The sequence below is a fragment of the Lactococcus garvieae subsp. garvieae genome (assembly GCF_029024465.1).
In the GTDB taxonomy this organism is placed as follows: Bacteria; Bacillota; Bacilli; order Lactobacillales; family Streptococcaceae; genus Lactococcus; species Lactococcus garvieae.
On the sequence record NZ_CP118950.1, the window covers coordinates 1,335,263 to 1,361,881 of the forward strand.

Here is a 26,619-nt window from a genome sequence, read left to right on the forward strand (position 1 = left end):
TATTTTTGTATGATTTTCAGCCATTCTGAGGAAGTTCAGAAAGAATCCAATTCAGTTGTGTAGTGTAAGAAGCCGCATCTTTAACCGTTTTTCCCGGAACAAAAAGCTGAACATCCTTACTAAAGTTCTCTTTTACACGTTGTTCCGCTTGGTTCAGTGTATCTTGCGTTACAAGTTCACTGCCCCATCGTATGATCCATGTACCGGCGCCAGCCCCCTTTTCTGCTGTTGCCACTACTGTTTCTTTTTCAGGAACAAGGTCAAGTACTTCTTGTGCAGTTGGTGGCGTATCCTCGTTCAAAGACACTGTTTGGGGATTAACTAAAGAAAGCATTGCGCCTTCTAAAACAGGATGTTTTGCAGCTGCATTTTCTTGATGAAATTGGGCTACTTCTCGAACTTTTAAAGTCCATCCCGCAGTCGTTCCACGATTATCGGTAACTTGGATATAATTTGGTGTTTCCAATGTCGAATCAGCATACTTTTGTGACTTTGCATAGTAGATTTTATCTTGAGTGGAAATATTATTTATTCCAAAATCAAACGATGACGCATAATCTATGGATAAAGGTCCCGCTGTTCCTGGTGGAGGGGTAACTCCTCCAGGCCATACAGGAAAAACAGGCTTACCTGGTTCTTCTGGGCCTGGACTGACAGGAGGAGTTATCTCGTTTCCAGCAACAAAACCAACTTGACCAAACGATGAATAATTTACAGATTCAGCTGTAATACTTTCTGAAGAAACAGCGCAGACTGTCGCAGCCAGAATCAAGCTTGTACTATATACGAGTTCTTTTTTCATTCTACCTGCCTTTCATCAACCCGTTTTTAGTTTCCTGGTGTATCAGAAAGTTTCCAGATAAGATTTGTTGTATAGCCTGAAGCTTTTTTAGCTGTGCTGCCCGGAACAGTAAGGGTGATTGGTGATTGAGTAGCAACGGCATCTTTTGCTGTTGCAGACGCATCATAATCAGATGTGGCTCCTAATGCATAGGTCCAAGTTCCCATACCTTCATTAGCCTTAGCGGACATGATCACTTGATCTGAAGTACTTAAAGCGAATGTAGAAGCATTAACATTTGAAGGCTTCGCACCAGTAACTGTTCCGTTTGATACACCTTTACTGAACTTAAGTTGTGCACCGCTCAAGTATGTTCCAAGAGGAGCGCCCGCTTCTGGTGTTGCAGTCATGTCTGTACCTTTTTCTCTGAATTGTCCATCTGTTGCTACAGAAAGTGTCCACCCTGCAAAAGTTCCCCGTACATCAGTTACTTGAGCGTAGTTGGGAACAATACCACTGACTGTCCCACTTCCATCAAGAACCTTCTGTCCATGTGCATAGTAAATTTCATCTGTTGAGCTAATTTTTTGTTGTCCAAACGAAAGACTTGATGCAAAGTCCAAGCTCAAACCCTTTGTTACTTCTACTGGTGGCAATACCGGAATACTTGGATCTGGGTTTTCTGGATCTACTGTTGCTCCTGGATTTTCTGGGTCCACTGGTTTTGTGCCCGTGTCGCCTGTGACAAATTCTACATCTCCTGGCGTAGAATAGTTTGCATCTGCCGCAAATACTGATGGTGCTGCGATTGGAGCAATAACCATCAAAGTAGCCACTGTGGCAGTTGATTTCAATATAATTTTGTTCATAAGTTGTACGCCTACTTAAATCTTTCTAGAACTTTTTTCTAAGTTTTGTGAGTAATTATTTTTGATTATACTTCTTGTACTAAGTATGATGAGCAGTCCTCCTAGAGCAGAGAACACGAGATAGGGCAAAGAGTTTGAATCCCCAGCATTGGGAATCGTATTTCCAATTTGTCTATTTTCAGATGAAGTTAAACCATTATTTTTATCTTGGTTATCTTTCTGTTGATTCTTAAAATCATATTCCCCGACAAAGCCGATACTGTCACGATTGCTGTATGTTACATCTTCTGCTTGAGCTTGAACGCCCAGAGAACCTGTAACTGTCAGGAAAACAATAACACATAAAATTTTCTTTAACATTTCACCTCCAACTCTTTTAGCTTTATTTAATTTGAGGTTTTGAAGTTAGACGTCACTCACTTCAAACCACACTCTTATTTAATCACATGGCTTGTTCTTAAGTCAATCTTATTTTACTGTCTTTTTTCTTTTAAATTTTTTCAACAAAAAAAAATAAAAAATAATGCTGTAACCCCTTATAACCAAAGGGACTACAACTTCTATATTTTAAAAAAAATACGGCTTACAAATTCAAAATAAAAGAGTATATTTACAAAAGATTTTCATTTTGCTATGATTAAAAAAATGTGAAAGGAACAAAAATGAAGAAAAAACGTTTAAAAATATTAATTACTCTGCTCTTAATTCTAATGCTGGGCCTACTTTCTATTCCTTTCTCAAAATATTTTAGTATAGCCACCCATTCTCAACTTATGAAAACAGAAACCATAAGAACGGATATTCCAAAAGATGTTGCTGCTCCTGAGCCCATTCAGCCGCCTCGCTTAAAAGATGTACTTAATGCTTCTGTGAATCAAGATAAAAGTGCTGTCGGACAAATTGTTGCACCAAGTGTTGCCGTCAGTCAACCCATCTTTGTAGGATTGACACAAAAAAATATGGCTCAGGGCACTGTAAGCCTCTTTCCAAATCGCAATCCTGAAGCCCAGAGCTTGACGGTTATTGGCCATCATGTACAGTACGACTCCAGTCTACTTTTCGGGGGTATCCAAGAGCTAGAAAACGGTGCAGATGTATATGTTCGCTACTTTGATCACTATTATGCTTATAAAGTTGAGTCAAACCGTATCATTAGAGAAACTGATCTTTCAGAACTGCAAGATAAAGGCCCCAATTATCTCTACTTAGTCACATGTAATAGTGCCACAGAAACTCCTTATCGTGTACTTGTAACTGCTAAAAAAGTAACTGAGTCACCCGTAAAAAAGATCCAATCTACCTTCCATGAGAAGCAAACCGCTATCCAAAAAACTCAAACAAAAACTTACTGGTTGAAATTTCTGCTGCCATTACTCGTCGTTCTGATTCTTGCTTTAGTCTTTCTCATTTATATCTGGAGGCTATAACAAATAAATAAAAAAATCACCTGATGTGATTTTTTTTATTTATTATTACTTGCTCCCAAAGAGCAAGCGGCCTGACATAATGGACAGAACTTTGCCTGTCGTTGTTGCTGTAGATGTATCTCCGTCCAAGATCCGAATCTTTTGTGAATGTTCAAGTGCAACTGTTGTGTCTGGCGCAAAAAAGATTTTCTTCTTTTTTTCTTGCTTTTTTTGTCTGTCTTCTTCTCTATCACCTTGCAATTCAGACTTTTTAGAAGGCGTTTGCTCTTTTTCCTCTTCTGAAGCCGGTGGTGCTGTAATGGGTTCTGGTTTTTGGGGTATAACCTTATCGTCAGGTGAGAGCGGATTCATAATTTCAGCTGCCTCAGAAACACTCTGAGCCTTTGGCCCAACTAAACTAAAAGATAACAATACAAACCCGCAAACAAACAAATAAGTAATCTTAGATGCTCGTTTATTTGCTTTTTTCATGAGGGGTACTCCTTTTTAATTTCATTGATTATCTGGTAGTTCACTTAATATCCATGTTAAGTTGGTACGATAAGTTGTAGCCTCTTTTGGCGTATCGCCTGGAACATAAAGACTAACGGATGAAGTAAAATATTTTGAGATGTCTTTAGCACTTGTAGAAAACTTTCTTGAAAAGAGATCTTCCTTATTTCCCCAGCGAATTATCCAAGTGCCCGCACCTTCCCCAACCTTGGCTTGAGCCACTAGCGTTTCAATTCCCGGTACCAAGTTCCTTACCTCGTAAGCTTGGGGCTGTTGGGCATTGTTATTCGTCACTAAAATAGGTTTGTCAAAAGAGAGAGAAGCGCCTTTTAATTCCTGATATTGAGAGTAGTCTTCTGCTTTAAATTGTTCTTTTTCGTAAACTTTAAGTGTCCAGCCTTTTAAAGTGCCCCGATTATCCGTTATTTGGATAAAGTTAGGTGTAACAAGTGTCGATTTATAATAACGTTGAGCTTGTGCAAAATAAACTTGATTTTGGTTAGAAATTTCATTGGTCCCAAAATCCAGACTGCTGACAAAATCAATTGAAAACTCACCCATCGCATACTGGATGGACGCATCATTCCCATAGTTGACTTTCATTTCCTCTGCCTTTCCTAAGTCTGTCAACTGGATAAAAGACAAAAGGCACAGCATCGCAATAAAGGTTTTCATTATTTCTCCCTCCTTTCCTTGAAGTTTATCTTTTTGTTAGCCTTGACGTATTTCGTTGTGCAGTTGTTTAAAATAGAAACTCATGAGTAATAAGGGAAGTACTGCAATTAAAACATATTGCATCTTTGGAGCATCACCGGCATTGGGTATCTTTTCACTTTTTATTATACCTGACTCTGCTTTTTCTTGGTCCGTCAAATCGCCAGCGCCATGTTCAGAAGGTTTTTGATATTGTCTATAAAAGCCAGTCTGTCCATAGCCTTCAAGGGAGGAGACTGCAACATCTGAACCAGGATTTACACTCAGCCAAAGGAGGCTCACTAAAAATAATCCTACAATACTTCCTATCCTTTGCTTCATCCTTGCTCCCTTCTCATTTGCTTAGATATGGTAATTTTAACATTTAAGCGTAAAGAAGTCATTTTTTATTTTGTTTTGAAAAAAAAATAAAAAAAAAAAACAACTAAGCATTAAAGTTGTCTTTTTTTACTTTAACTACTGTATTTCCAAAAAATTCCCAATCATAAGATGTGGGTGGTGATGCCCAAATAATTTGTTCTGCTTCAACTTCTCGGGAAGGAAGATTAGAAAGATAGATATCAATATCCTCTTTATTTTTTCCTTCACTCGCTTCAATATTCAAAAATCCTAGTGACTTGATATTCTTAAGTATATATCTGTTATAAGAGATACCATATGAAAAGTCTACACAGATTTTTACAGGACGTCTTGTACGATAAGCAGTGGTATAGCACAAAATTAAAAACATATATTCACGAACAAGGGCGTGGTGTTTTTCCAGAAATAATGGAGCATAACGCTTATCAAGTAACATTTTATCTGCAAAGTTATTACAAAAGAGCTCAATATCTTCATAATTTTCGCCCATGAAGTTAAAATCATTCAAACTAGATACATCAAAGTTTGCTCTTAAAGAAATCAATAAACGAAGATGGATATTGTTTAACTCTATTTGTACCTCTTCTTGGTTAATTTCACTTTGGTGCTCTTGAAATTTAGTAGTGAAACTTTCCGTAAAAGCCTGTGTTAACTCGCTTACGTTCGTTGGAATTTGAAAATCACAATGTGCCGTAATGCTCTCACTTGAAAGAAAATAAAGAAGCTCATAGGTCTCTTCCAAAACTTCTTCATTCGAACCATCGAGATAATGTCGTAAAATATGGGCTATGGGCTCAATAAACCGACTGTCTATTTTCATGAAATCTTGCGCTGAAGCTTTATTTCCCAAATAATTTCTCGTATAGATAACAAAGAGGCGATACAACAATTTTGTTCGATCTGTTAAACTTAAGCCTCGAATAAAAAGTCCCTCTATCTCCTCCAAAGCGTTTATCATTTGTTCAAGGTCCGTGGCTACATCTGCTGAAAAACTCTTATAAAGATCGCCATATAACGTGTGATAGAAATTATAGAGAAACTCTCTAATCTTCCATTCATCACCGGAAAAGCGCATGTTTTTATCAATTGTTACACCGTATTCCCTCGTTAAATCCGTAAATTTTTTCACCAGTTTATACGTGGCTGACTTTGATAAAAAGACAACATCTTCGAGTTCAGCAATTTTGTTCACTTCTTCAGTAAAGACTGCTCGAATCAAGGCTTGCATCTGTGATCTCTTAACGTAATGATTTAAAAGAAGCATGATGTTTCCTTGGGTTCTTCTTTCATAACGTACGAAACTTTTCTGCGTCTGGAGATCGATGAGGTAATAATTTTCTAATTTCCAAGATTTAATTTCTGATTGTATCTCAGATAAGAGCTTCTTGACTTGATAATTATTAAGGTGTAATTCTTCAATTAAGTCATCAAAAAGTACCGTAGAGAGATGATGATTTTCTAAATAATATAAAATTTGAAGCTTTTTAAAATCATCTTCGTCTAAATATTTTAACACAATACTGTTTCCTCCATTTACCTCGTCAATTTTTTCTATTATATAACATTAGGCAACATTGCACAAATGTAACTTAATTGCACAAAAAATCACTAAAGGGTATTTTAGTGATTTTTTGTGTCTTATATCCTTCGATTTCAACGTTACACTTTGATATCATTCTGCCTTTAAAGCAGCAACAGTCATATAGTTATAAGGGCTGTTAAAGTGGGGCAAGAAGAACAAATCGAGAAGCGCAAGTTCATCAATTGTTTTTTGATCTTGGATAGCCAAGCTGAACATATTGATATTCCCCGCGATAATCTCCCCGTAGCTCGCCATTTGCGCGCCTACGATACGTCGACTTGTTTTTTCATAAACAATACGAATTTTCACCGTATCATTATTTTCATGGAGGAACCAAGCTTTTTGCTTATCTTCAAAATCAGTGTAAGCAACTTCTAAACCAAATTTTTGTGCGGCTTTAACAGAAAAACCTGTAGAAGTCATATTATAGCCGAAGATCGAGATACCATTTGACCCTTGAACACCAGCTGATTCGAGGACTGTTCCGCCAATGTTATGCCCAGCAACAATCCCTGAGCGTACCGCATTAGAAGCAAGAGCAATATATGTAAAATCTTGCAAAGCATTAGAATAAATCGTAGCCACATCGCCGACTGCGTAGACATCAGGATTACTTGTCTGTTGATGCTTATCTACCTTCACTGCTCCATTTCGAAGCGTATCCAGTTCATCTCCCACAAGGGCGCTGTTTGCCGTAAAGCCGATACAGTTAATTACCATATCCACATCATAGGTCCCTTTATTAGTCACAATTTGAGAAACTCGGCCATTTGTGCCTTTAAAAGCCTCGGCAGTTTCACCAAAATGAAGTTCTACGCCATGGTTTGCAAGGTTTTCATCCATTCCTTTCGCAAAGTCTTCATCATAATAGGAAGCTAAAGACGTAGTTTCCGCATCAAAGAGCAACACTTCTTTTCCGCGACGTTTCGCCGCTTCAGCGATTTCTGTACCAATGTAGCCCGCCCCAATAACGGCAATACGTTTCACTTCTTCTTTAGCAAATTCCTCATCCACTGCTTGCCCTTCTTGGAAGAGTTTGAGAAAATGAATACCTTCTAATTCATTACCTGTAATTTTAGGAATGATTGGTCTTGAACCCATCGCAAGAATGAGTTTGTCATAATCTTCCACGTGCTCTTCTCCGGCTTTTGTTGTGGCATACACTTTTTTATGCTCGAAATCAATTGATGAAACTTCAGTTTCAGTCAACACCTTCGCTCCTTTTGCTTCAAAATCATCTGGTCGTGCATAGAAAAGTTCATTCGGTTGATCAATTTGACGGCCCACCCATAAGGCTGTCCCACAGCCCAAGTAACTCATGTTACTGTTACGATCGATCATGGTAATTTCATGACCAGGATAGTTGTCTAATAATGTGTTTGCCGCAGCAATACCTGCGTGATTTGTGCCTATAATAACGATTTTCATGTTGGAAAATCTCCTTTTTTTATTGTAAAAGCTTGTAAATATTTTTACAATATAAGTTTAGCACACTTTATTCGCATTTCTTTTGTAAGCGCTTGTGAAGTTTGTGAATTCACAAACTTCACAAGGTAAATAGCTGAGAAAACCTTATATTACCTGCATTTCAGATACTTTCAAGACATTATTATTTTTCTATCAAAAAAATGGGTAGTTTTGAAATACCCACTTTTTACTTACTTTATATGTTTCACTTCTTGACGGGTGTGCATCCCATTTAACTCATCCAGCATACTCACAGATACACTGACAAGACCGGGATAATCACTGTTTTCAACTTCAGCTTTATACAATTCTATCTCTTCTGAAGTTTTTCCTTCTTTTTTCATCGCATTTTCTGTATAAGATATTATCGCTTCTGCATTACCCTCTACATCAAAAAGGCTGTACATCATTACGCTCAATAGTCTCTCCTAAAATATAATAGATAAATTTACATACCTCTATTATAGCATTAATTCCAAAGGAAACAACAGCTCACTCCACTCTTTATTTCACAAAAAAAGACCTCTCAAAAGAGAAGTCTTTCGGGCAACTTTCGTTGTGTCAGAACGGTTCACACGCGCTAACAAGTTCTCATGCTTCCTGCACGAACAACCCAATGTTCCAGAACTCCCGTGCTTCAATAATCTACCAAAGTAGAGCATCGACTCATCGCATAAGCTTATTATAACATAATCTGTGAGTCTCCGCGCAACAAAAGCTTTTCACGGCACCATCTGGGATTAGCAGCAATCTTTAGGACAGTTTTCTTTCATTTCTTTATATGTTTTTACAACATTTTCTACTGTAAAGCCATACTCTGGTAAAACAATATTTGCAGGTGCTGAAGCGCCCCATTTATCTACGGTTACAGTGGCTCCAGCTAAACCAATATATTTCGCCCAGCCGAAGCTTGTTCCTGCTTCGACAGCCAAACGGCAGCAGACATTTTTCGGAAGAATTTCTTCTCTATATTCTGCAGATTGTTCGTCAAAGATATTCATTGAAGGCATAGAAACAACACGTACGCCTTTTCCTAATTCTTTTTTAGCTTCAAGCGCAAGTGCTACTTCTGAACCTGTTGCGATGATAATTCCTTCAAGTTCACCTTCTTCTTTGGAAAGAATGTAGGCACCACGATTGAGGCCTTCCTCAGCCAATTGTGCTGTTCCTTCAAGAACTGGCAAGTTTTGACGTGTCAAAACAAGCGCTGTTGGACGTTTTTTGCTTGAAGCTGCACGACGCCATGCGGCAACAACTTCATTACCATCTGCAGGGCGGATCGTATCTAAGTTTGGCATAGAACGTACTGAAGCCAATTGTTCGACAGGTTCATGTGTTGGACCATCTTCACCAACCGCGATTGAATCGTGTGTCCAAACATATGTAACAGGCAATTCTTGCAGTGCAGCCATACGGACAGCAGGAAGCATATAATTACTGAAAACGAAGAATGTACCACCATAAACACGTGTACCGCCATGGAGAGCAATACCGTTCATAATTGCGCCCATCGCAAATTCACGGACACCAAACCAAATGTTACGACCAGCATAGTTATCTGGCATAAAGTCTGTATCATTTTTAGCCATTGTATTGTTTGATGCTGATAAGTCAGCTGAACCACCCCAAAGGTTTGGCATTTGTGCTGACAGTTCTTGTATAGCTTCTTGTGAAGTTACACGTGAAGCTTTGCTTGAACCAAGTTCATGCTTGCTTAATTCAAGTTCAGGTGTTTCATTTTCAAACGCTTTTACATATTGTTCAGCAAGCTCTGGATATTTTTCAGCGTAAGCTGTGAACATATCGTTCCATACTTGTTCCATAGCTTCGCCACGTGTATTCAATGTTTGACGGAAACGCTCAGTAACTTCTTCGGGAACAGTGAATTCTGGATAGTCCCATCCATAAGCTTTCTTCGCAAATTCAATACCTTCTGCACCAAGAGGAGCCCCGTGTACTGCTGAAGTGCCTTGTTTTTCAGCACCATATCCAATAACAGTCTTAACCTCAATAATTGTTGGTTTTTCAGTTTCAGCTTTTGCTTGTTCTACAGCTGCTGCAATTTCAGTCAAATCGTTGCCGTCTTTAACCAAGATATGTTGCCAACCGTAGCTTTCAAAACGCATTTTAATATCATCGATAAATGATTTATCCAAATCACCATCAAGAGAGATATTATTTGAATCATAGAAAAGTACAAGTTTTCCAAGTTTTAACTTACCAGCGAGTGACGCTGCTTCTTGAGAAACACCTTCCATAAGGTCACCATCACCATTTAAGGCATAAGTATAGTGATCCACAATATCAAAATCTGGTTTATTGTAAGTAGCAGCTAAATGTGCTTCGGCCATTGCCATACCAACAGCATTGGCGATACCTTGTCCTAAAGGACCTGTAGTCGCTTCTACACCATCTGTCCAGTCTACTTCAGGATGTCCTGGAGTTTTTGAGCCCCATTGGCGGAAGTTTTTCAAATCATCTATTGATACTTTGTATCCTGCCAAGTGTAAAAGACTGTAAAGCATTGCCGAACCGTGTCCTGCAGAAAGGACAAAGCGATCGCGGTTAGACCATTTACGTCCTGTTTGTGGGTTCACATTCAAAAACTTACTCCAAAGAACATAAGCCATTGGTGCCGCACCCATTGGCAATCCTGGATGTCCAGAGTTTGCTTTTTGGATAGCATCCATTGACAAAGTACGGATTGAATTTACAGCTAACTGATCGGTGTTGTCAAACATATTTTTCTCCATTTAATCTTTTGATAATACATTTTATTATAACATAATTGAAAACGTTTTTTATTTTCATCTTACTAAAAAATCAGATTTCCTGAGCGAAAACTGATTTTTGTAAACATTGACATTGACTTAAGCTTTAGCTTTATCTCTGGCATTTAAGACTGCACTGAGAATCAAAACAATAGCGAGGAAGCCTAAGATAAGAGCGGCAATCGCACCAGATCCCATTTCACCCACTCGGCCAACAATGATACCTGGAATCAGGTAATCTGTATCCGCAAATGTGGCTGAGGCATCTGCTCCGAAGGCCCCCAAAGATGGAATAATGAAAAGGGGCAACCAAGATAAGAGGAGACCATTGGCGATTGCTCCGATTACTGCTCCACGTCGTCCGCCATTGGCATTACCGAATATTGCTGCTGCTGCTCCACAGAAGAAATGCCCGACAACACCCGGAATGATAACCGTTGTTCCCATAACAAGCATCGCAACCATGGATAAACATCCTGTGATAAAGGAAACGAAGAAACCTATCAATACCGCATTTGGTGCGTAAGGAAAGACGATTGGCACATCTAAAGCCGGTTTAGAGTTGGGAACCAGTTTTTGGGCAATCCCTTGGAAGGCCGGTACGATTTCAGCTAAAATCATACGCACCCCTTGTAGAACAACGACGAAACCAGCTGCGAAAGTTCCTGCTTGAACAAGTGAGAAAATCACAAAGTTTGTACCGTTAGAAAGCTCCGATTCGACATAAGTTGGGCCTGCGGCTATGGCTAAAAGAATGTAGACTGCAGCCATCAGTAAGGAAATGGATACGGTGGAATCTCGCAAAAAGCCCAATGATTTAGGAATATTTAGTTTTTCGGTGGACTTCTCAGGATCGGGATCCCCAAAAGTTTTACCGAGCCATCCTGCAAGAGCATAACCGATGTTACCTGTATGTCCCATCGCTACATTATCAGTTCCAGTGATTTTACGCATAAATGGCTGACAAATGGCGGGTGTAACTGTTAAAAGTGTTCCTTCAAAGATACCTCCAAGAAGAATGGTCATCCATGTTTCACCCATTCCGGCAGAAACCAGAATCACGGCTGCCATACAAGAAACGTAGAGCATGGCTTGACCTGTTAAAAAGATGTATTTAAATCGTGTAAAGCGAGCGAGCAAGATATTCACAATCATGCCGACAAGCATAATCAAGGCAGTCGGTGTCCCATACTCCACGAGTGCCAAGGCAACAACACCTTCATTCGTTGGGACAATACCTTTCACATGAAAGGCATGTTGAAACATATCGGCAAAAGGCGCAAGCGCCCCCACCAAGATACCAGCTCCTCCAACCAAGACCAAGAATCCAGCAAAGGTCTTCACTGAGCCCTGAATAACCGCAGTTGCTGGTTTCTTTTGTAAAATCAGTCCAAGCATGGCAATTAATCCCACAAGAAGGGCAGGCGTAGTCGCAACAGAGACAATAAAGTTTAAAACTCCATTCATTTTTTAATTCTCCTAAGTTTATTTTTGATTCTTTTTAATTACTGTTTTTGCTTAGTTGTGGGCAATCCCTCTTTCATCTAAAACTTTAACCAGTGCTTCACGCGCTGCATCGCGATCAATAATGGAAGTCAAAGGTACAATCTTTTCTTCCGGAATATTAGGCAAAGCTGTTGTTAATGTGGACTCTACAAAGAAATAGTCCGCAGAATCTGGTGTGGCTGATCCAACATCCATATGGTCAAGCTCAAAATCATTCACGTTCAAGCCCATTTCTTGTAAAAGGGCTTGAAGATTCATTTGTACCATAAAGCTTGTTCCTAATCCTGATTGACATACACATGCGATTTTCATATTATTCTCCTTCTTTTTCTGCAAAAATTTGTTCTAGTTCTGCTACTGTTTCTACAGTCAGCATTTTATTGAGTTCATCTTTATTTGATAATATTTGTGTTAGTGTGGATAATGCGCGAAGATGCGTTTCATTATCAATTGCTGCGAGGACAATGAAGATTTTTATCTCATGTTTGGGATCATCTTGAAGATATACCGGTTGTTCACATCTAAGAAATGACATCCCAAGCTTTTTCACCCCATCTTCAGGACGTGCATGCGGAAGAGCGATACCCATTCCTAAATCAATATAAGGGCCGAACTCCTCTACACGGTTAATGATAGCGGAAATATACGCGGGCTCGATTTCACCTTGATTCAGTAAAGGCTGAGCTGCAAGCTCAATTGCACTTTTCCAGTCAAGTTTTTCATCTGTAAAACAAATTTTTTCTTTAGTTAATAAATCTGAAAGCATTATACCTAATGCCTCACTTTCTGTCTTTTTATTGTTAAGCTTGCGGTCAATAATCCGCGTCAATTGCTTCTTGGTCGCATTACTTTTAATGTCGACATAAGGTTCAATAGCACGTAAGATGGCTTTAGCATCTGGTTTATAAAAACCAGGCAAATCAAAATCTTGTGCAATACGATTGTAAAGTCTTGTCTCTTCTTCACTTTCTGGAATAGCTGACATAACATAGAGTTTTTTATCAGTCATTACAGGTACTGTCGAAAAAATAATATCATAAGAAAAAGCAGGAATCTTGTCCAAATCAGAGACAGCTGTACTCAGAATAAAAGTCATGCTTGGAAACATATTTTCCAATCGTTTACGCATGATTAAACTTGAACTTATACCATTTACACATAAGACAATCGCGCGAAAACTTTGTGTATACTTTTTCTTATAAATTTCTCCACCAAAGAGAATGACAAAGTAGGCGCGTTCTGCTTCGGAAATTTCACCACAAGCTTCGCATAATGGCGCTAAAGCAAGGCCCATTAACTCAAACAGAGAGGAATAATCTGTTTTTATTTTGTCCAAAAGAACATTCTCTATTTCGAAGTGATATTTCAAACGAAAATAGGCAGGGACCAGATGGGCACGTAAGGCAGCAAAGGTTTTTGTAAAATCTTCAAACTGAACTGCTGCAAGTTTCATTACATTTTCCATAATCTCAAAGCCAATACGATAAAGAAAATCAAAACCAGACCTTTCAAAGCTACCATCACTCATGCCAATTAACAATGCTTCAACTTCCAGTACATCTTCCTGAAATATATCTGTTTCTCCAAGATGTGATTGAAGTAAGGCAAGGTATATCAGCATCGGAATATACCGACTATGGATAACCTGAACACGTAATTCAGCAATTAATCGACTGATTTGCTGTCCTACTTGGTAAATAAAGAGTGGATTTTTATGATTGAGATGCTTCGACAAAACATAATAATCACCCTCTTCATGAAGTTCTTGTAAAAAACGCCAGCTCGTCTTACGTAATTCTTTCGATGCACCTTCAAGGTAAAAGCCTAACCTCCGTGAGTATTCTAGACGTATGTTTTCGCTATCCAGCTGCTGACGCAACTTTTTGATATCAGACAAGACGGTATTGCGACTCACATTTAAAAGCGACTGGAAATCACTAATGGCTAATGCTGAACGTTTAGAAAAGCAAAGTAAATAAATCAGGTATTGACGTTTTTCTTCACTCAATGTTCGTCCATATTCTGCGATATTAAAGCGAATTTCTTCGAAATTTTCTGGTTTTTCAGGAATTGCTAACACATTATTGGTAAATTCTAGTGGTCTTTGAGATTTATCTTGCAATGTTCGATTTAATTCGACGAGTTGTCTCTGAAATTCCTGACTTTTGAGTCCAGTAACCTCAAGAATTTTATCAAGTTTCCAAAAACGTCTTTCTGAAAACAGTAGGATATCTAAGTTATAACTAAGCATCTTTTTTCCTCACAATTAAATTATAGCCTAATTTTTGCTTCGAAATTAAGCTGTTCGGTCCAAAACAAGAAAACGTTTTCTTTCGTGATTGGACTCTTCTTAAAAAAATTTTTTTAATTTAAAAACCGCTTCGGTTTAAAGCGATTTTTAAATTAAACGATCAATTTTGATAAACTTTTTTAAAATAAAAAGTCTTGAATCTCCCAAGACTTAGACAATTTCAATCCCATGTAAAGCAGCAAAAAACGCTGCTTGACTTAAGTTGACTTTAATGTTTTTAGCCAGTTCGGGACTCACATCGAGGCGCTCAAAAGTGTTACTTGAAAAATCAATCCCTGATAAGGAAGTTTCCCAGAAATTCGTAAGCTCCAAGTCGTTCCCTTCAAAACGCACATGCTTGAATTGACTGGCAATAAAAAGACTTTCTTTCATCATATTGTCTGCAAAAAGTACATTTTTCAAACGAGCACTTGAAAAATTAACGTAATTAAGCAAACAATCCTGAAACTGGACATCCTGCAAAAAGGCATTGGTGAATTCGGTACCGAGCAATTTACAATCTTTAAAAATGCAACGGTAAAAACCAAATTTAGAAAAGACAAGGTTAGAAAAATCACACTTTTCAAAAATACAATCTGTAAACTCTAAATCAGCAGTTACCTCTAACTCAAAATTGATATTTTGTAGGCGACAGCCACTGAAAAGTTGGCGATCCTCTAAATAGATTTCTTGATTTTTCAACTCTACTTGGTAGGCTTCGTTGTCTTCAAGGGTAGTAAAATCGACAACTTCTAACGCCGCAGGAAGCTTGGGTGAAAAAATTTTCTTCATAAAAGCCCTTTTTCTTTAAGATTCTCTGTTGAAGCTTTGAGTTCCGGTTGTCCCCATTGCTCAACCATTCGACTTGACCAAGTGGAATTTAGACGCCGTGATCCAGCATAATCCTCTTGAACTTTATCATAGTGGCGCAGCACTTCTTCATCTTGTGGAATATACTTCTCAGGAAATACAACAGCTTCATAAGGTAATCTCGGTTTTACTGGATTTACACGTGCAGGCTTGCCAAGAGCCACAGCAAAAATCGGGTAAGTATAATCAGGCAAATTTAATATCTCAGAAATTTCTCGTGCTTGATCACGAATCAAGCCCACCATTACACCACCATAGCCAAGATATTGAGCAGCAAGCAATGTATTTTGACCGGCTACTGCCGCATCGACTGAAGTAATAAGGAGCGATTCTACACCTTCTGGTTGAAACTCACCACCGTTCATTTCGACTGCTGTTTTGGCTCGGTTAAGATCTCCCACAAAAACCAAAAAAGCAGCACAATTTTTAATGGCTTTTTGGGGCTGTTGGGCAAAAATTGCATCTTTTTGTTCTTGGGATTGCACAAGAACCACCGAATAAGATTGAAAATTTTTCCAGTTTGGTGCTGCCCGTCCCGCATCAATAATCGTTTTTAATACATGTTCTGGTATTTTTTCATCCGTAAAATTACGTACAGAACTGTGTTGCATCATCAGATCAATTGTCTCATTCATGTCGACGATTTACTCCTTCTAAACGAACTTCTGACGCTAAATACTTCACACGTTCCATCACGCGTTTTGCTGGCCAGATTTCATCCGCTTTTTTAGTTTCCGCCAAATGTAGCTCAAGCTCTGTCATATTCAAGTTTGAGGTGAAAAATGTCGGAAGATTTTCTTGCATACGATGCTGTAAAATAACTTGCAGAATGCTGTCACGCACCCAAGCATTATTGAGTTCGGCACCAATATCGTCTAAGACCAATACTTCAACTTTTTTAATTTCATTGACCCAATGTTTGGCATTGTCAAAATCAAGGTCAGAAATAAAAGTAGGATAGTGTAATAAAGTAGTGGAAACGCCTTTTTTTGAAAGCTCATTTGCCATAGCGGCCATAATAAAGGATTTTCCTACGCCAAAATCGCCATAAATATAAAGCCCTTTTTCTTGAGGAAAGTTGTCGATAAAGTTTTCTACTTTCCGGAACAAGTCAAATTGATTTTGATTGTCTGTGAAGACATCCGCATAAAAATCAATGTGCTTCATTTCTTTAGGTAAACCAATGATCTGAACACGGCGCAATTGATTGCTCACTTCTTGACGGCGGGCTAATTCTGCTGTCGTTTGATAAGAAACATCTGCGTAACCATGATTCATAATCAAGACAGGCTCATAGCCATCAGCTGCTCTTTTTTCATGTTCTTCGAATTTTTTTCGCTCTTTAACAAATTCATAAAACTTTGAATAGCTCCGCTGTACTTCATCTTCAGACATTTGATTTTCAGAAATAAAAGCTTGAACTTGTTCATTTTTCATCACTTCAGCGACGAGCTTGTCAAAATTTCCACGTACATCTGGGCGCTTACTCAAAAGTTCTCCAATTGATTCCATGCTCAATTCTCCTTCTTGTCCTTACGGCGGGAAGCTTTATATTGCTCGAATTTGGCAATATCTTCTGCACTGGTCGTATTTACGTAGCTGGCATTGGACCATTGAGGTGCTTTTTTGACCAGCTTGCCTGGGTTTTTATAATTTTTATTGTTTTTTTGCTTTTGTTCCGCTTGTTGCTGACGTTCCAGTATTCTTTTTACTGCTGTTTCAGCATTATATACTTTATGGCGCAACCAATCATTTGCCAGAGTATTAACAAATCGAGCATTGAGACTCGCATTCCCTTGTTGAATCAAGACATAGTGTATCAAAATATTTTGTACTTGATCTGTAATATTTTGCTTGTCTAAATTATTCAAAATCTTAAGTTCTTCTTGCGAAGCAAAACCCCCAGCTTGTTGTTTAAGCTTGTTTAAAAAATCACGCGGGGACACTTCTTTACTGATGACAATCAAATCCTGAAAGCCTTTAGGAAATTCAGATAAGGCAGGCAAAGGTTCAGATTTGCCTGCAAGCATTCTTGTTAAGTTGGCTGTATTCAAAGTCTTGTCAGCATTGGCAGTTTGTTCGGCTGCTTTAAATAATTCATACCAGTTGAGATCAAACTTTTCAGCCAAACCATACAGGGTCAAGATATCCTGATTTTCATTTGCAAAAGTCAGATGCTGGTTTTCCATAATACTCTTAAAAGAGTTCAAATCAAATTTTTCTGTTTGAACGACTGTATGTGTCGGCTCAAACTTAACAGAATAAACTTCATGGAACTTTTTCGTAATTTCTAAAGCATCAGGTTCATGTTTTTTTGCCAAAGCTTTAACTTTATTTTCACCAATGCGTGAAACCAATAATTGCTTATAAAATTCGTCTGCTAAAAATTCTTCAAAAGTTAAAGGACTTTTTATCTCCATAAGATAACCCGGTTGTTGGTCGAATACCCGCACGAGCCCAATCCCTGAAAGTTTATCTAATGCTTCAATAAAAGGATGGAGTCCAAAATCAAGATACTCTAAAAAATGAGAAATCTTGCCCGTCGAAAAAACGCGCAAGAGTTGATAAAGTCCAAAAGCATCTCGCCCAATAATAGGCAAATAAAGTAGCGAAAAAGTATCGGCATCAAAGCTGATTTTTCCTCGATTTAGAATAGAAAATGAATCGCCTGGTCTCATAGTTCATCCTTTTATTTCTCTTTTTTTTAGAACCGTTAGTCTTTTTTCGTTATCTTTTTAAGTAAATCTTCGATTTCACTCACATCTTTGAAGGAACGGTACACACTTGCAAAACGAACATAGGTAATATCATCCAAATCCATTAATTCTTCCATAACAAATTCGCCAATAACTTCGGTACGTACTTCATTTTTCTCTAAGCGGCGTACTCTTTGTTCGACACGATCAACCAATTTTTCAATGGATTCACTCGTCACCGGTCGCTTACGAGCACTGCGCACTATTCCTGTGATAATTTTATCACGATTGAAAACTTCACGGGTTTCGTCACGTTTTATGACCAAAAGTGGCATTTCTTCAATCCGTTCAAAAGTCGTGAAACGATTTCCACAATTTTCACATTCACGGCGACGGCGAATCATATTATCAGCTTGACGTGAATCTACTACGCGTGACGATTCAGATTGACATTTTGGGCATCTCATAGCTTAACCTCTCTTTGGGAATTTTGCTTCTAAACGGTAAATCACTTGCCCCTTGCTTGAGAATTTTGCTTCATACTCTGTCATTACATTGACTTTGGCAAATTCTTCAGCTGCGTGCAAGTCTAACCAGACTTTTTCTAAAATCATACCATATTGACTCATGCTTGCCAATGAATATTCAAATAGACCGCGGTTATCTGTTTTAAAATGGACTTGACCTTCTGGTGGCAAGATTTGTTCATAAGTTTCTAAGAATGACTTATAAGTTAAACGGCGTTTTTCATGACGGGTTTTTGGCCACGGATCACTAAAGTTCAGATAAACACGTGAAACTTCAGCATCCTCGAAATATTCTGTTAAAGCTGCGCCATCAACCAGCATCATTTGCACATTAGGTAGATTTGCTTCCAAAGCTTTGTCTAAAGCGTGAGATAAAACGGATAGTTGCATGTCAATCGCAATATAATTAATCTCTGGGTTTTGAGCAGCCATACCTGTGATAAAGCCGCCTTTTCCACAACCCACTTCAATATGAATGGGATGATCATTTCCAAAACGCTCTGCCCAACGTCCTTTAAAGTCTGCTGGATTTTCAACAACTACATGTGCGTTACTTTCTAAGTGTTCCGCAGCGCCTTTACGATTTCTTACGCGCATTTTTTCTCCTATTTATTGAAAAAATAAGAAGGCAAGCCTCCTATTTTTATTTTCTAAGTTTTAAAATAAACGGCAAAAATTCTGAAAACGTGCAATTTCTTGTTCTGTTTCCTTAATCTGCTCTCTTGCCATATATTCTGAAATCTGACGTAGAAAAGAAAGTTTTCCATACCAGATTAATTCATGTTCTATATTTTTAGCTGTTTTATAGCCTGCTTGATGGAGCCACTCTTCCCAGTTTTCTGGTTTTATATAGTGTGTTAGAACATGTGCTATATCCACTAAAGGACTGCTTAAAAGGACCGTATCCCAATCGACGAGATAGACTTTGTCACTTTCGTCATCAACCAACCAGTTTTTATGGTTCACATCACCATGAACAACTGTAATCTCCTCCTCTTTTAACTCCGGAAGATTTTCTGAGAGTTCCACAACGACATTTGAGAGAAAGCCATTGGTTTCAAAGATTGAACTTTTACTCAGTACTTGTTCCAAAAGATCAGCTGGAAGCATGACTTCGTTATCTAACTTTTTACAGGCTTCAATAAGCTTTTCGCTTTGATGCAAATGCCGCAAAATTTCGCCAATACGGGAATCATTCATTTCATAAGGTTTCAACGTATGGCCATTAATCCAAGGTTGAGCAGCTAACATGTCACCTTCTGCTGTACGCTTCGTCCATAAGACTTGTGGCGTAATACCTTCAAGATACACACTTGTCAAAAAGGGGCTACAATTTTTTTTGATGAAAACACGCTTATTGTCGCTTTCGCCAACAAAAGCATTCCCTGAACCACCTTTGACAGGCATCATTGATAGGCTTGAAGATGTCATATTTACTCCTTTCTTTGGATTTTTTATATTTTTTTTGCTTTGAGAAGTTTTTCCAGTGAAGATTCGTGCCACGAACGGTAACGCCACCCAGAAGCTTTTGTCTAGAGTTTTACGCATCAAATCGTGCTATAGAAAACTTCACAAATAGATTACATCAATAAACAAATTATTTATTTGGATAGTGAATCAAAATTGTTTGAGTCAAAATGTCAGCATATTGATAAGACTCTGTTGTTTTTGGGCCACGTGCTGGAATATTTTCAATCACAAAGTGTGTGGCATAAGTCTCAATCAAGTTGACTTTATGACGATTTTCACGTTTACGTCCAAATTGTGATGTAATTTCAATGGTTTGACCAACATGTTCTTCAACTTGTTTTCTGATATCTACAATTTTTCCTACTTCTTGGCTTTGATTTTGGTTATCCATTTTACTCTCCAATTTTTCTCTAGAAATGCAAAGACAGGCGTTTTCCGCCTAGCTTACCATTATAAATTTTAAATCTTATCCATTATAACACGAATACCCCTAGAAATGCTAGTCTTCATATCTGTTATCAATACTAGCAAATTTGTTGTATTCTTTCAGGAAGAGTAACTCGACAGTTCCCCGACTTCCTGAACGGTTTTTTTCAATAATAACTTCTACTTTATTGTCTACTTCTGGGACATCGTTAAAGCCCTCATCATCATCGTCAGCCCCGGCACGGTCATAATAATCATCCCGATAAAGGAAGGCGACAATATCCGCATCTTGCTCGATTGACCCGGATTCACGAATGTCTGACAAGACAGGTCGTTTATCCTGACGTTGTTCTACTCCACGTGAAAGCTGACTCAAAGCAATGACAGGAACCTTTAACTCTTTAGCCAGAATCTTCAACTGACGTGAAATTTCGGAGACTTCTTGTTGGCGGTTTTCTCGGCCTGTGCCCGAAATCAACTGCAAATAGTCAATCACGATAAGACCAAGATTGCCTGTTTCCTGTGCGAGTTTACGAGAACGTGCCCGTATCTCTGTAATCTTAATCCCTGGAGTATCATCAATGTAGATACTTGCTTTCGAAAGTGTCCCCATAGCAATAAAATATTGGTTCCACTCTTCGTCATTAAGCTGACCAGTACGTAAGTTATGGGATTCAATTGTTCCTTCCGCTGCAAGCATCCGGTTAACAAGACTTTCCGCACCCATTTCCAATGAAAAGATAGCGACAGTTTTATCTTGTTTGGTCCCAATATTCTGCGCAATATTTAAAGCAAAGGCTGTCTTACCCACGGCTGGACGTGCAGCAAGAATAATAAGTTCCTCCTCATGGAGACCTGTTGTCATAGCATCCAAGGCCGGATAGCCAGTCGCGATACCGGTAATCGTTGATTTTTGTTTAGCTCGTTCTTCCAGATCGTCGAGATTCATTGACAAGACGTCTGAAATCCGACGAAAGCTTGATGTATTACGTCCTTGCTGCACATCAATCAATGACTTTTCAGCTTCCGCAAGAACATCCTCGGCGGGATCTTCCTGACTGTAAGCTTTTTCTACACTCTGTGTTAATTTATTAATCAGCTGACGGAGCAAAGATTTTTCGGCAACGATTTTCGCATAATAAGAAGCATTAGCTGCCGTTGGTGTTGCAGTGGCAAGCTCAGCAATATAAGCGATGCCCCCGATAGTCTCTAAGTCATTTTGGTTTTCTAAAAGCGAGCGGACAGTCAACACATCAATCGCTTCACGATTGTCCGACAAGTACTCCATAGCACGGAAAATAATTTTGTGTGCGTTTTTGTAAAAGTCATCCGTAGAAAGAAATTCTTTTACTTCAATCAAGCGGTCACTATCAAGGAAAATAGCCCCCAAAACGGCTTGTTCGGCGGCTAAATCTTGTGGTGGTGCTTTGATAATATCAATATCAGGCATGTTATCTCTCGCTTACTTTGACCTTGACTGTAGCAGTTACATCACGGTGCAATTTGATTGGAACATCTTTAATTCCAAGCGCTTGAATCTTATTGATCAATTGAATTTTACGTTTGTCCACTTTGACATCCAATTGACTTTGAAGTGCTTTCGCGATATCTGCTTTATCCACGGCACCGAAGGTGTGACCTGTTGTTCCCACTTTCATCTTGATTTCAACCATGACATCATCTTGCTCAAGACGTTCTTTCAATGCTTTAGCTGCTGCGAGTTCTTCAGCTTCTTCTTTTTCTTTAGCTTTTGTTTTACCTTGAAGTTCTGCCACAGCAGCACTTGTTGCAACTTTTGCTAAATTTTTCTTAAGGAGAAAGTTATTTGCATAACCTGTGGGTACTTCTTTGATTTCGCCTTTTTTTCCTTGTCCTTTTACATCTGCTAAAAATACTACTTTCATTGTTCGTTCTCTCTTTCCTTAATTAATGCGATAAGGTCATGTTTGACTTCATCGATATTTCGTTCGTAAATTTGTGTGGCAGCGGCATTAAAGTGTCCGCCCCCTCCCATGGCTTCCATAATCGTTTGGACGTTATAATCTTTGAATGAACGCGCCGAGATAGAAATATAACCATTTTGGTGATTTGTAATCGAGAATGCGGCTTGAACATCTGCCATATCAAGCAAAGTGTCTGCGGCTTTGGCAGTCGCAACATTATCATATTTTTGGTCAGGTTTCCCTAAGGCAACCACAACTCCTGGCGCAACATATTCAGAGTTAAGAATAATTTCATTAATTTTTTTATATTTTTCAAACTCAGTGGCCAATATTCCTTTAATCAGGTTATTGTCAGCACCTTGCGAGCGAAGATAAGCAGCCACTTCAAACGTACGGGAAGTTGTTGCTTTGGTGAAATGCTTCGTATCCAACTCAATCCCAGCTAACGCAATACTAGCATCAGTTACCGTCATTTTCGAGTTATATTCATGGAATTGTAAAAGTTCGACTGCTAACTCACTGGCTGAACTTGCGCTTGATTCAATATAAGAAAGTAAGGCATGCTCAGGGAAATCATCATCTCGACGATGATGATCAATAACAACCAGTTTACTAAAGGACTTATAGAAATCAAGACTGAGTGTTTGTGTCGTCTTCGAGTGGTCAACCATGATCAGTAAGGAATTTTCCGTTTTCATATCAAAAGCTGTTTCAAGTTTAATAATATGTGCGAAACCTTCTTCAGTTTCATTTACTAGATCAATGGCTCGGCTCACCTCTGGCATCAATTGTTCAGGATCATAGACCACATAGGCTTCTTTTCCCGACATATTGACAAAATTTTTCATCGTAATTGCCGCACCTAGGGCATCCATATCTGGGAAACGATGACCTACGATAAAGACATCTTCACTTTCACTGATGATCGTTTGCAATGCTGTTGAAATAGCACGCGCACGCGTTCTTGATTTTTGAGTACGACTTTCAGAATTACCACCGAAATAAATTGTTTTGGCTTGCGGCGTATTCTCCCTAAGAACTGCTTGGTCCCCACCGCGCACTAAAGCTAACTCAAGATTGTTCAGGGAGGTTTTCCCAATACTTGGGAAATCATTCCAGCCATAGGATACACCCACAGATAATGTGAGAGGAATCTTGCTTTCAGCTGAATTCTTACGGAAATCTTTCAGTAAAGAAAACTTATCCTCAATCATTCGGTTCAAAATGCCGTAATCACAAAAGAAATAGTAACGGCTGCTTGAGACACGGCGCAAATATACACCGTATTTGCTTGCAAAACTTTCCAAATTGCTGGCAATCAAACTATTAACCTTGGTCCGTTCACTGTCCGCAATCAAATCTGTGACATCATCATAGTTATCAACCGAAATGCTTCCAATAACAGCACGGCTTTCCTGCAAGCTCTCACGACTGTTAGCCTCAGAAGTGGCATCAGCTAAATAAATAAGATTTTTTTCGTCATCTAAGGTTATAAAATATTTTTTCTTCTCAATCGTGAAAAATTGATTTCTTTCTTCATGATATTTTTGAATAATTGCCTTAACTTCTTCTTTATCAAGGACACGATCATCCCCATGATAAATCAAATCGATAAAGGGGTTGAACCATTCCGGCTCATAGGTCTCTTTATTGTAGCGGATGACACCGATAGGCATATTGTCTAAGGTTGCATTGAGTGAGTTTTCTGCTTCATCATTTATTTTTCTGATAAATTCAACTCTTCTTAAACGATAATTTCGAGCTTGAAGTAAGATGCCAACTGTGATAAGGATGTTCATCAAAAAAAGATAGAACACAGCCATCATTCGTGAGCCCGAAAAGATAAGCAAAAAACTTTCCAGGGCTTGCACGATAACCATGACTAACACAATTGTTATTGGTGAAAACCTCTGTACACTTTTCATTTCCTTCTCCTTTTATGCGTCTATTTACACATTGGCTATTTTTTTGAATGCGCAAAGCTATCAGTTTGCTGAAAAGCTTTCTAGTTTTTCTTTAACAGCCGTGAGATTGGGAAACCATGCATCTGCTGCGGACTGATTCATTCCAAAACGCGTATCTTCAATCGCCCAGACTGTAGCTCCAGCTGCCTTACCTGCCGCAATTCCTTTTTCGGAATCCTCAATGATTAAGGTTTCTTCCGGCTTTACATTGAGCGCCTTCATGCTTAGCTGATAAATTTCTGGGTGTGGTTTGGTTGCCTTCAAATCATTGCCGGAAAGGATTGACTTGAAGTAAGGACGTAAGCCATGTATATTAAGCATTTCGTCAATATCTTGCATGGCCGAGCTGGAAGCTAAACCGATTTTAAAGTTATCATTTTCTAAGGCTTCTAAAACGGCCTTAACATCTGGGAAAAGCAAATCTTTATAAGGAAGTGGATTATTGTCTTTTAATTTTAAATATGCTGCGTGCAGCTTTGCTGCTTCGTCTTGGTCAAAATCTACACCTAAGATTTGCGGCCAGATTTCTCGCATATTCCCTCCGATAAAATCAGAGTATTTCATGTGTTGGATTGAAATATTATGATTGCTAAAGAATTCTTCACGTCTTTGAGCATAGAATTGTTCCGTGTCAACGAGGACACCATCCATGTCAAAAATTACCGCTTTAAACTTGTTCATTTTCACCTAAAACTCCCTAATTGTCTGCTTATATCTGCTATATTATAACATATTTTTGGACGGAGTTTGTGACCCGGAGGTAACAAGCATAAAAACCGCCTTACAGCGATTTCTTTTTTATTTTTTCTTCTTGTCTTCTTCACGGACACGTGCTTTTCTCAAGGCAATTCTCTTTTGTCTTTCAAGCTCACGCTCTATTTTTCCTTCTGGGGCATATTTTTCTTCCCAATCCTCAGGTTTCAAAATTTTATGTGTTTCTGGATCAAAATGCGGTTGTCCATCCGGGAAAATTTTCCCCATATTTGCTGCATGTACAAAGTTGAAAATATCATAAGGGTCAACCCCAGCAAGTACCAAACTTCCATAGGTAAAGTAAAGCAAGTCAATCAAGGCATCGACTTCTCCAATCAACGGCGCTTCGTCTTTTGCCTTGCGTTTAACCTTTAGGACGGCCTTATCCACATCTGCATGCAGATTTGCTGCAAGTTCGTCAAACTTATCACGATCCCCATTTGCGGAAGCATAGAGGAACTCCACAATTTCTTCGACCTTAAAGCCTGCGCGATAGCCCGCCTCCATCGGGGGAAAAGCACGTGGAATTTCTTGACTTCGACCGTCCATCATTTTATGGAATTCTTTTACTTTATTAAAGTTTTGATCACGTGAAATAAAATTATTACTGCTTGAAAAATCAATAAGTCCATAATGTGCAAGTGCCTTAGCAATCCCGTCATGATTGTTACTCGTCGTGACATGTGTCGCTTTTTCTTTAACAAGATCAGAGGCATTGCCCATCGCGATACCATATTCGACATGTGTCAACATTTCTAAATCATTTTCCGAATCACCAAAGGCCATAACTTGATGTTCATTGAAGCCATAACGCTCGCCAATCATCTTGATACCACGAAGCTTGCCAGAATCACATGGAATCATATCCACAGAGTAGGGATTGCTGCGTGTAATCATCAAATTAGGGAATTCTTTTTCAAGCATTTTCGTTTCTGCTTGAGTCGCGACCATCATGACTTGATAAATAGGCTCACGCAAGATATTTAGAAAGTTGGACTGTGGAACCACACGACGTACGACATGCTTAAAACTGTTTCGCGCAATATCCGATGTCCCTGAAGGTAAAATACCGGAAATAATCCCTGCCATCCGTGTTTCACCAAACTTCAAAAGTTTCGAGCCATTGACACCATGAGCTGCTCCTAAAGAGATGTCTCGGTGGTTGTCTTTGGCAAAACGGACGATTTTACGTAAGGTCCTTTTATCGATCTCTTCCGCATGCAAGACAGCTTTAGGCGTAAAGATGTATTGTCCATTATAAGTTACTGCAAAATCTAAATGAAGCTCCTCCATCAAAGGCAAAGCAAAAGCAGGGCCTCGTCCTGTGGCGATCCCGACTAATATATCTTTACGTTTTAATTCATCGATAGCAACGCGCGTGCTCGGAGCAACTGATCTTGTCCCTGTAAAAAGAGTGCCGTCTAAATCGAAAAATACCGCTTTTATATCCATTTCCATGCCTTATACTCGTAAATTCTTCATGTGTCTTTTGCTTATCGACTAAATTTAAACCGTCGTTAAGCTTCCTTATCCTATTAATTATACAGGTTTTTTTTCAAAATTCCACGAATAATGGCTGTTCCAAAAAATTAAAATCCCTCTCTCTTTAATTATTTTATAATGGGTTGAGGACTTCGCTTTGTCGCTGTTTATTCACTCCTATAATATGCTATAATAAATTTACTTTATTGACGTTTGAAAGGAAATTGAC

At 38.7% G+C, this 26,619-nt stretch carries 27 protein-coding genes; 1 reads left to right on the plus strand and 26 read right to left on the minus strand.

The annotated features are described in order from the left end of the window. Positions 1-16: 16 nt before the first annotated feature. Genes PYW30_RS06600 through PYW30_RS06610 form a run of 3 tightly spaced genes read right to left on the minus strand, consistent with a single transcriptional unit; the run spans position 17 to position 2,010 of the window. Positions 17-802 carry a WxL domain-containing protein gene (locus tag PYW30_RS06600; RefSeq protein ID WP_019299474.1) on the minus strand — a complete coding sequence of 262 codons (786 nt, stop codon included), beginning with the start codon at positions 800-802 and terminating at the stop codon, positions 17-19. Between the two features lie 26 nt (positions 803-828). Continuing rightward, on the minus strand, positions 829-1,650 hold the full coding sequence (locus PYW30_RS06605; RefSeq protein WP_023889584.1) for a WxL domain-containing protein: 822 nt from the start codon (positions 1,648-1,650) through the stop codon (positions 829-831). Positions 1,651-1,665: 15 nt separating this feature from the next. Next, positions 1,666-2,010, minus strand: a complete 345-nt coding sequence (locus PYW30_RS06610) for a hypothetical protein (RefSeq protein WP_042219244.1) — start codon at positions 2,008-2,010, stop codon at positions 1,666-1,668. A 302-nt stretch (positions 2,011-2,312) separates the two neighbouring features. Here PYW30_RS06610 and PYW30_RS06615 point away from each other — a divergent pair, with 302 nt between their 5' ends. Beyond that, a complete protein-coding gene (locus tag PYW30_RS06615) occupies positions 2,313-3,077 on the plus strand; it encodes a class A sortase (protein ID WP_042219241.1) in 765 nt (254 codons plus the stop codon). A 45-nt stretch (positions 3,078-3,122) separates the two neighbouring features. Here the strand turns inward: PYW30_RS06615 and PYW30_RS06620 are convergent, their stop codons facing one another. The 23 genes from PYW30_RS06620 to PYW30_RS06730 form a co-directional block, all read right to left on the minus strand. Further along, positions 3,123-3,548 carry a hypothetical protein gene (locus PYW30_RS06620; RefSeq protein ID WP_017370679.1) on the minus strand — a complete coding sequence of 142 codons (426 nt, stop codon included), beginning with the start codon at positions 3,546-3,548 and terminating at the stop codon, positions 3,123-3,125. A 21-nt stretch (positions 3,549-3,569) separates the two neighbouring features. Further along, on the minus strand, positions 3,570-4,244 hold the full coding sequence (locus PYW30_RS06625; RefSeq protein ID WP_023889587.1) for a WxL domain-containing protein: 675 nt from the start codon (positions 4,242-4,244) through the stop codon (positions 3,570-3,572). A gap of 36 nt (positions 4,245-4,280) precedes the next feature. After that, entirely contained in the window at positions 4,281-4,604 is a 324-nt protein-coding gene (locus PYW30_RS06630) for a hypothetical protein (protein ID WP_042219240.1), read from the minus strand. A gap of 103 nt (positions 4,605-4,707) precedes the next feature. Further along, positions 4,708-6,159, minus strand: coding sequence for a helix-turn-helix domain-containing protein (locus PYW30_RS06635; RefSeq protein WP_042219238.1), 1,452 nt, complete (start codon positions 6,157-6,159; stop codon positions 4,708-4,710). Positions 6,160-6,315: 156 nt separating this feature from the next. Then, a complete protein-coding gene (nox, locus tag PYW30_RS06640) occupies positions 6,316-7,653 on the minus strand; it encodes a H2O-forming NADH oxidase (RefSeq protein WP_042219237.1) in 1,338 nt (445 codons plus the stop codon). A 230-nt stretch (positions 7,654-7,883) separates the two neighbouring features. Next, on the minus strand, positions 7,884-8,099 hold the full coding sequence (locus PYW30_RS06645; RefSeq protein WP_017370674.1) for a hypothetical protein: 216 nt from the start codon (positions 8,097-8,099) through the stop codon (positions 7,884-7,886). Positions 8,100-8,432: 333 nt separating this feature from the next. Beyond that, the gene (gene tkt, locus PYW30_RS06650; RefSeq protein ID WP_042219234.1) at positions 8,433-10,433 is read right to left on the minus strand and encodes a transketolase; all 2,001 of its coding nucleotides are present in this window, start codon (positions 10,431-10,433) and stop codon (positions 8,433-8,435) included. Between the two features lie 129 nt (positions 10,434-10,562). Then, positions 10,563-11,930, minus strand: coding sequence for a PTS ascorbate transporter subunit IIC (locus PYW30_RS06655; protein ID WP_014024515.1), 1,368 nt, complete (start codon positions 11,928-11,930; stop codon positions 10,563-10,565). Positions 11,931-11,981: 51 nt separating this feature from the next. Further along, a complete protein-coding gene (locus tag PYW30_RS06660) occupies positions 11,982-12,281 on the minus strand; it encodes a PTS sugar transporter subunit IIB (RefSeq protein WP_003134140.1) in 300 nt (99 codons plus the stop codon). A gap of 1 nt (position 12,282) precedes the next feature. Next, on the minus strand, positions 12,283-14,220 hold the full coding sequence (locus tag PYW30_RS06665; protein ID WP_042219231.1) for a BglG family transcription antiterminator: 1,938 nt from the start codon (positions 14,218-14,220) through the stop codon (positions 12,283-12,285). Positions 14,221-14,430: 210 nt separating this feature from the next. Beyond that, entirely contained in the window at positions 14,431-15,051 is a 621-nt protein-coding gene (locus PYW30_RS06670) for a pentapeptide repeat-containing protein (protein WP_042219229.1), read from the minus strand. Further along, the gene (locus PYW30_RS06675; RefSeq protein WP_042219227.1) at positions 15,048-15,764 is read right to left on the minus strand and encodes a nitroreductase family protein; all 717 of its coding nucleotides are present in this window, start codon (positions 15,762-15,764) and stop codon (positions 15,048-15,050) included. Before PYW30_RS06675 ends, PYW30_RS06670 begins: the two co-directional genes overlap by 4 nt. After that, positions 15,757-16,641: a primosomal protein DnaI gene (dnaI, locus tag PYW30_RS06680; protein ID WP_042219225.1), complete on the minus strand. Its 885-nt coding sequence runs from the start codon at positions 16,639-16,641 to the stop codon at positions 15,757-15,759. The genes PYW30_RS06675 and dnaI overlap by 8 nt, the downstream gene beginning before the upstream one ends. Positions 16,642-16,643: 2 nt before the next feature. Beyond that, positions 16,644-17,807 (minus strand): DnaD domain protein, encoded by a 1,164-nt coding sequence (locus PYW30_RS06685; protein WP_017370668.1) that lies wholly within the window; start codon positions 17,805-17,807, stop codon positions 16,644-16,646. 35 nt (positions 17,808-17,842) lie between these two features. Then, positions 17,843-18,292: a transcriptional regulator NrdR gene (gene nrdR, locus PYW30_RS06690; RefSeq protein WP_003134132.1), complete on the minus strand. Its 450-nt coding sequence runs from the start codon at positions 18,290-18,292 to the stop codon at positions 17,843-17,845. 3 nt (positions 18,293-18,295) lie between these two features. Further along, on the minus strand, positions 18,296-18,949 hold the full coding sequence (gene trmB / locus PYW30_RS06695; RefSeq protein ID WP_042219223.1) for a tRNA (guanosine(46)-N7)-methyltransferase TrmB: 654 nt from the start codon (positions 18,947-18,949) through the stop codon (positions 18,296-18,298). Between the two features lie 60 nt (positions 18,950-19,009). After that, on the minus strand, positions 19,010-19,783 hold the full coding sequence (locus PYW30_RS06700; RefSeq protein ID WP_042219221.1) for a phosphotransferase family protein: 774 nt from the start codon (positions 19,781-19,783) through the stop codon (positions 19,010-19,012). A gap of 166 nt (positions 19,784-19,949) precedes the next feature. Further along, a complete protein-coding gene (locus PYW30_RS06705; RefSeq protein ID WP_003134126.1) occupies positions 19,950-20,213 on the minus strand; it encodes a Veg family protein in 264 nt (87 codons plus the stop codon). 108 nt (positions 20,214-20,321) lie between these two features. After that, entirely contained in the window at positions 20,322-21,698 is a 1,377-nt protein-coding gene (gene dnaB, locus PYW30_RS06710; RefSeq protein ID WP_042219218.1) for a replicative DNA helicase, read from the minus strand. A gap of 1 nt (position 21,699) precedes the next feature. Further along, positions 21,700-22,152, minus strand: coding sequence for a 50S ribosomal protein L9 (gene rplI / locus PYW30_RS06715; protein WP_014024508.1), 453 nt, complete (start codon positions 22,150-22,152; stop codon positions 21,700-21,702). Beyond that, positions 22,149-24,116, minus strand: coding sequence for a DHH family phosphoesterase (locus PYW30_RS06720; protein ID WP_014570959.1), 1,968 nt, complete (start codon positions 24,114-24,116; stop codon positions 22,149-22,151). The genes rplI and PYW30_RS06720 overlap by 4 nt, the downstream gene beginning before the upstream one ends. Positions 24,117-24,176: 60 nt before the next feature. Continuing rightward, positions 24,177-24,836, minus strand: coding sequence for an HAD family hydrolase (locus PYW30_RS06725; protein WP_042219214.1), 660 nt, complete (start codon positions 24,834-24,836; stop codon positions 24,177-24,179). A gap of 117 nt (positions 24,837-24,953) precedes the next feature. Then, positions 24,954-26,360 (minus strand): Cof-type HAD-IIB family hydrolase, encoded by a 1,407-nt coding sequence (locus PYW30_RS06730; protein ID WP_029345175.1) that lies wholly within the window; start codon positions 26,358-26,360, stop codon positions 24,954-24,956. Between the last annotated feature and the right edge of the window lie 259 nt (positions 26,361-26,619).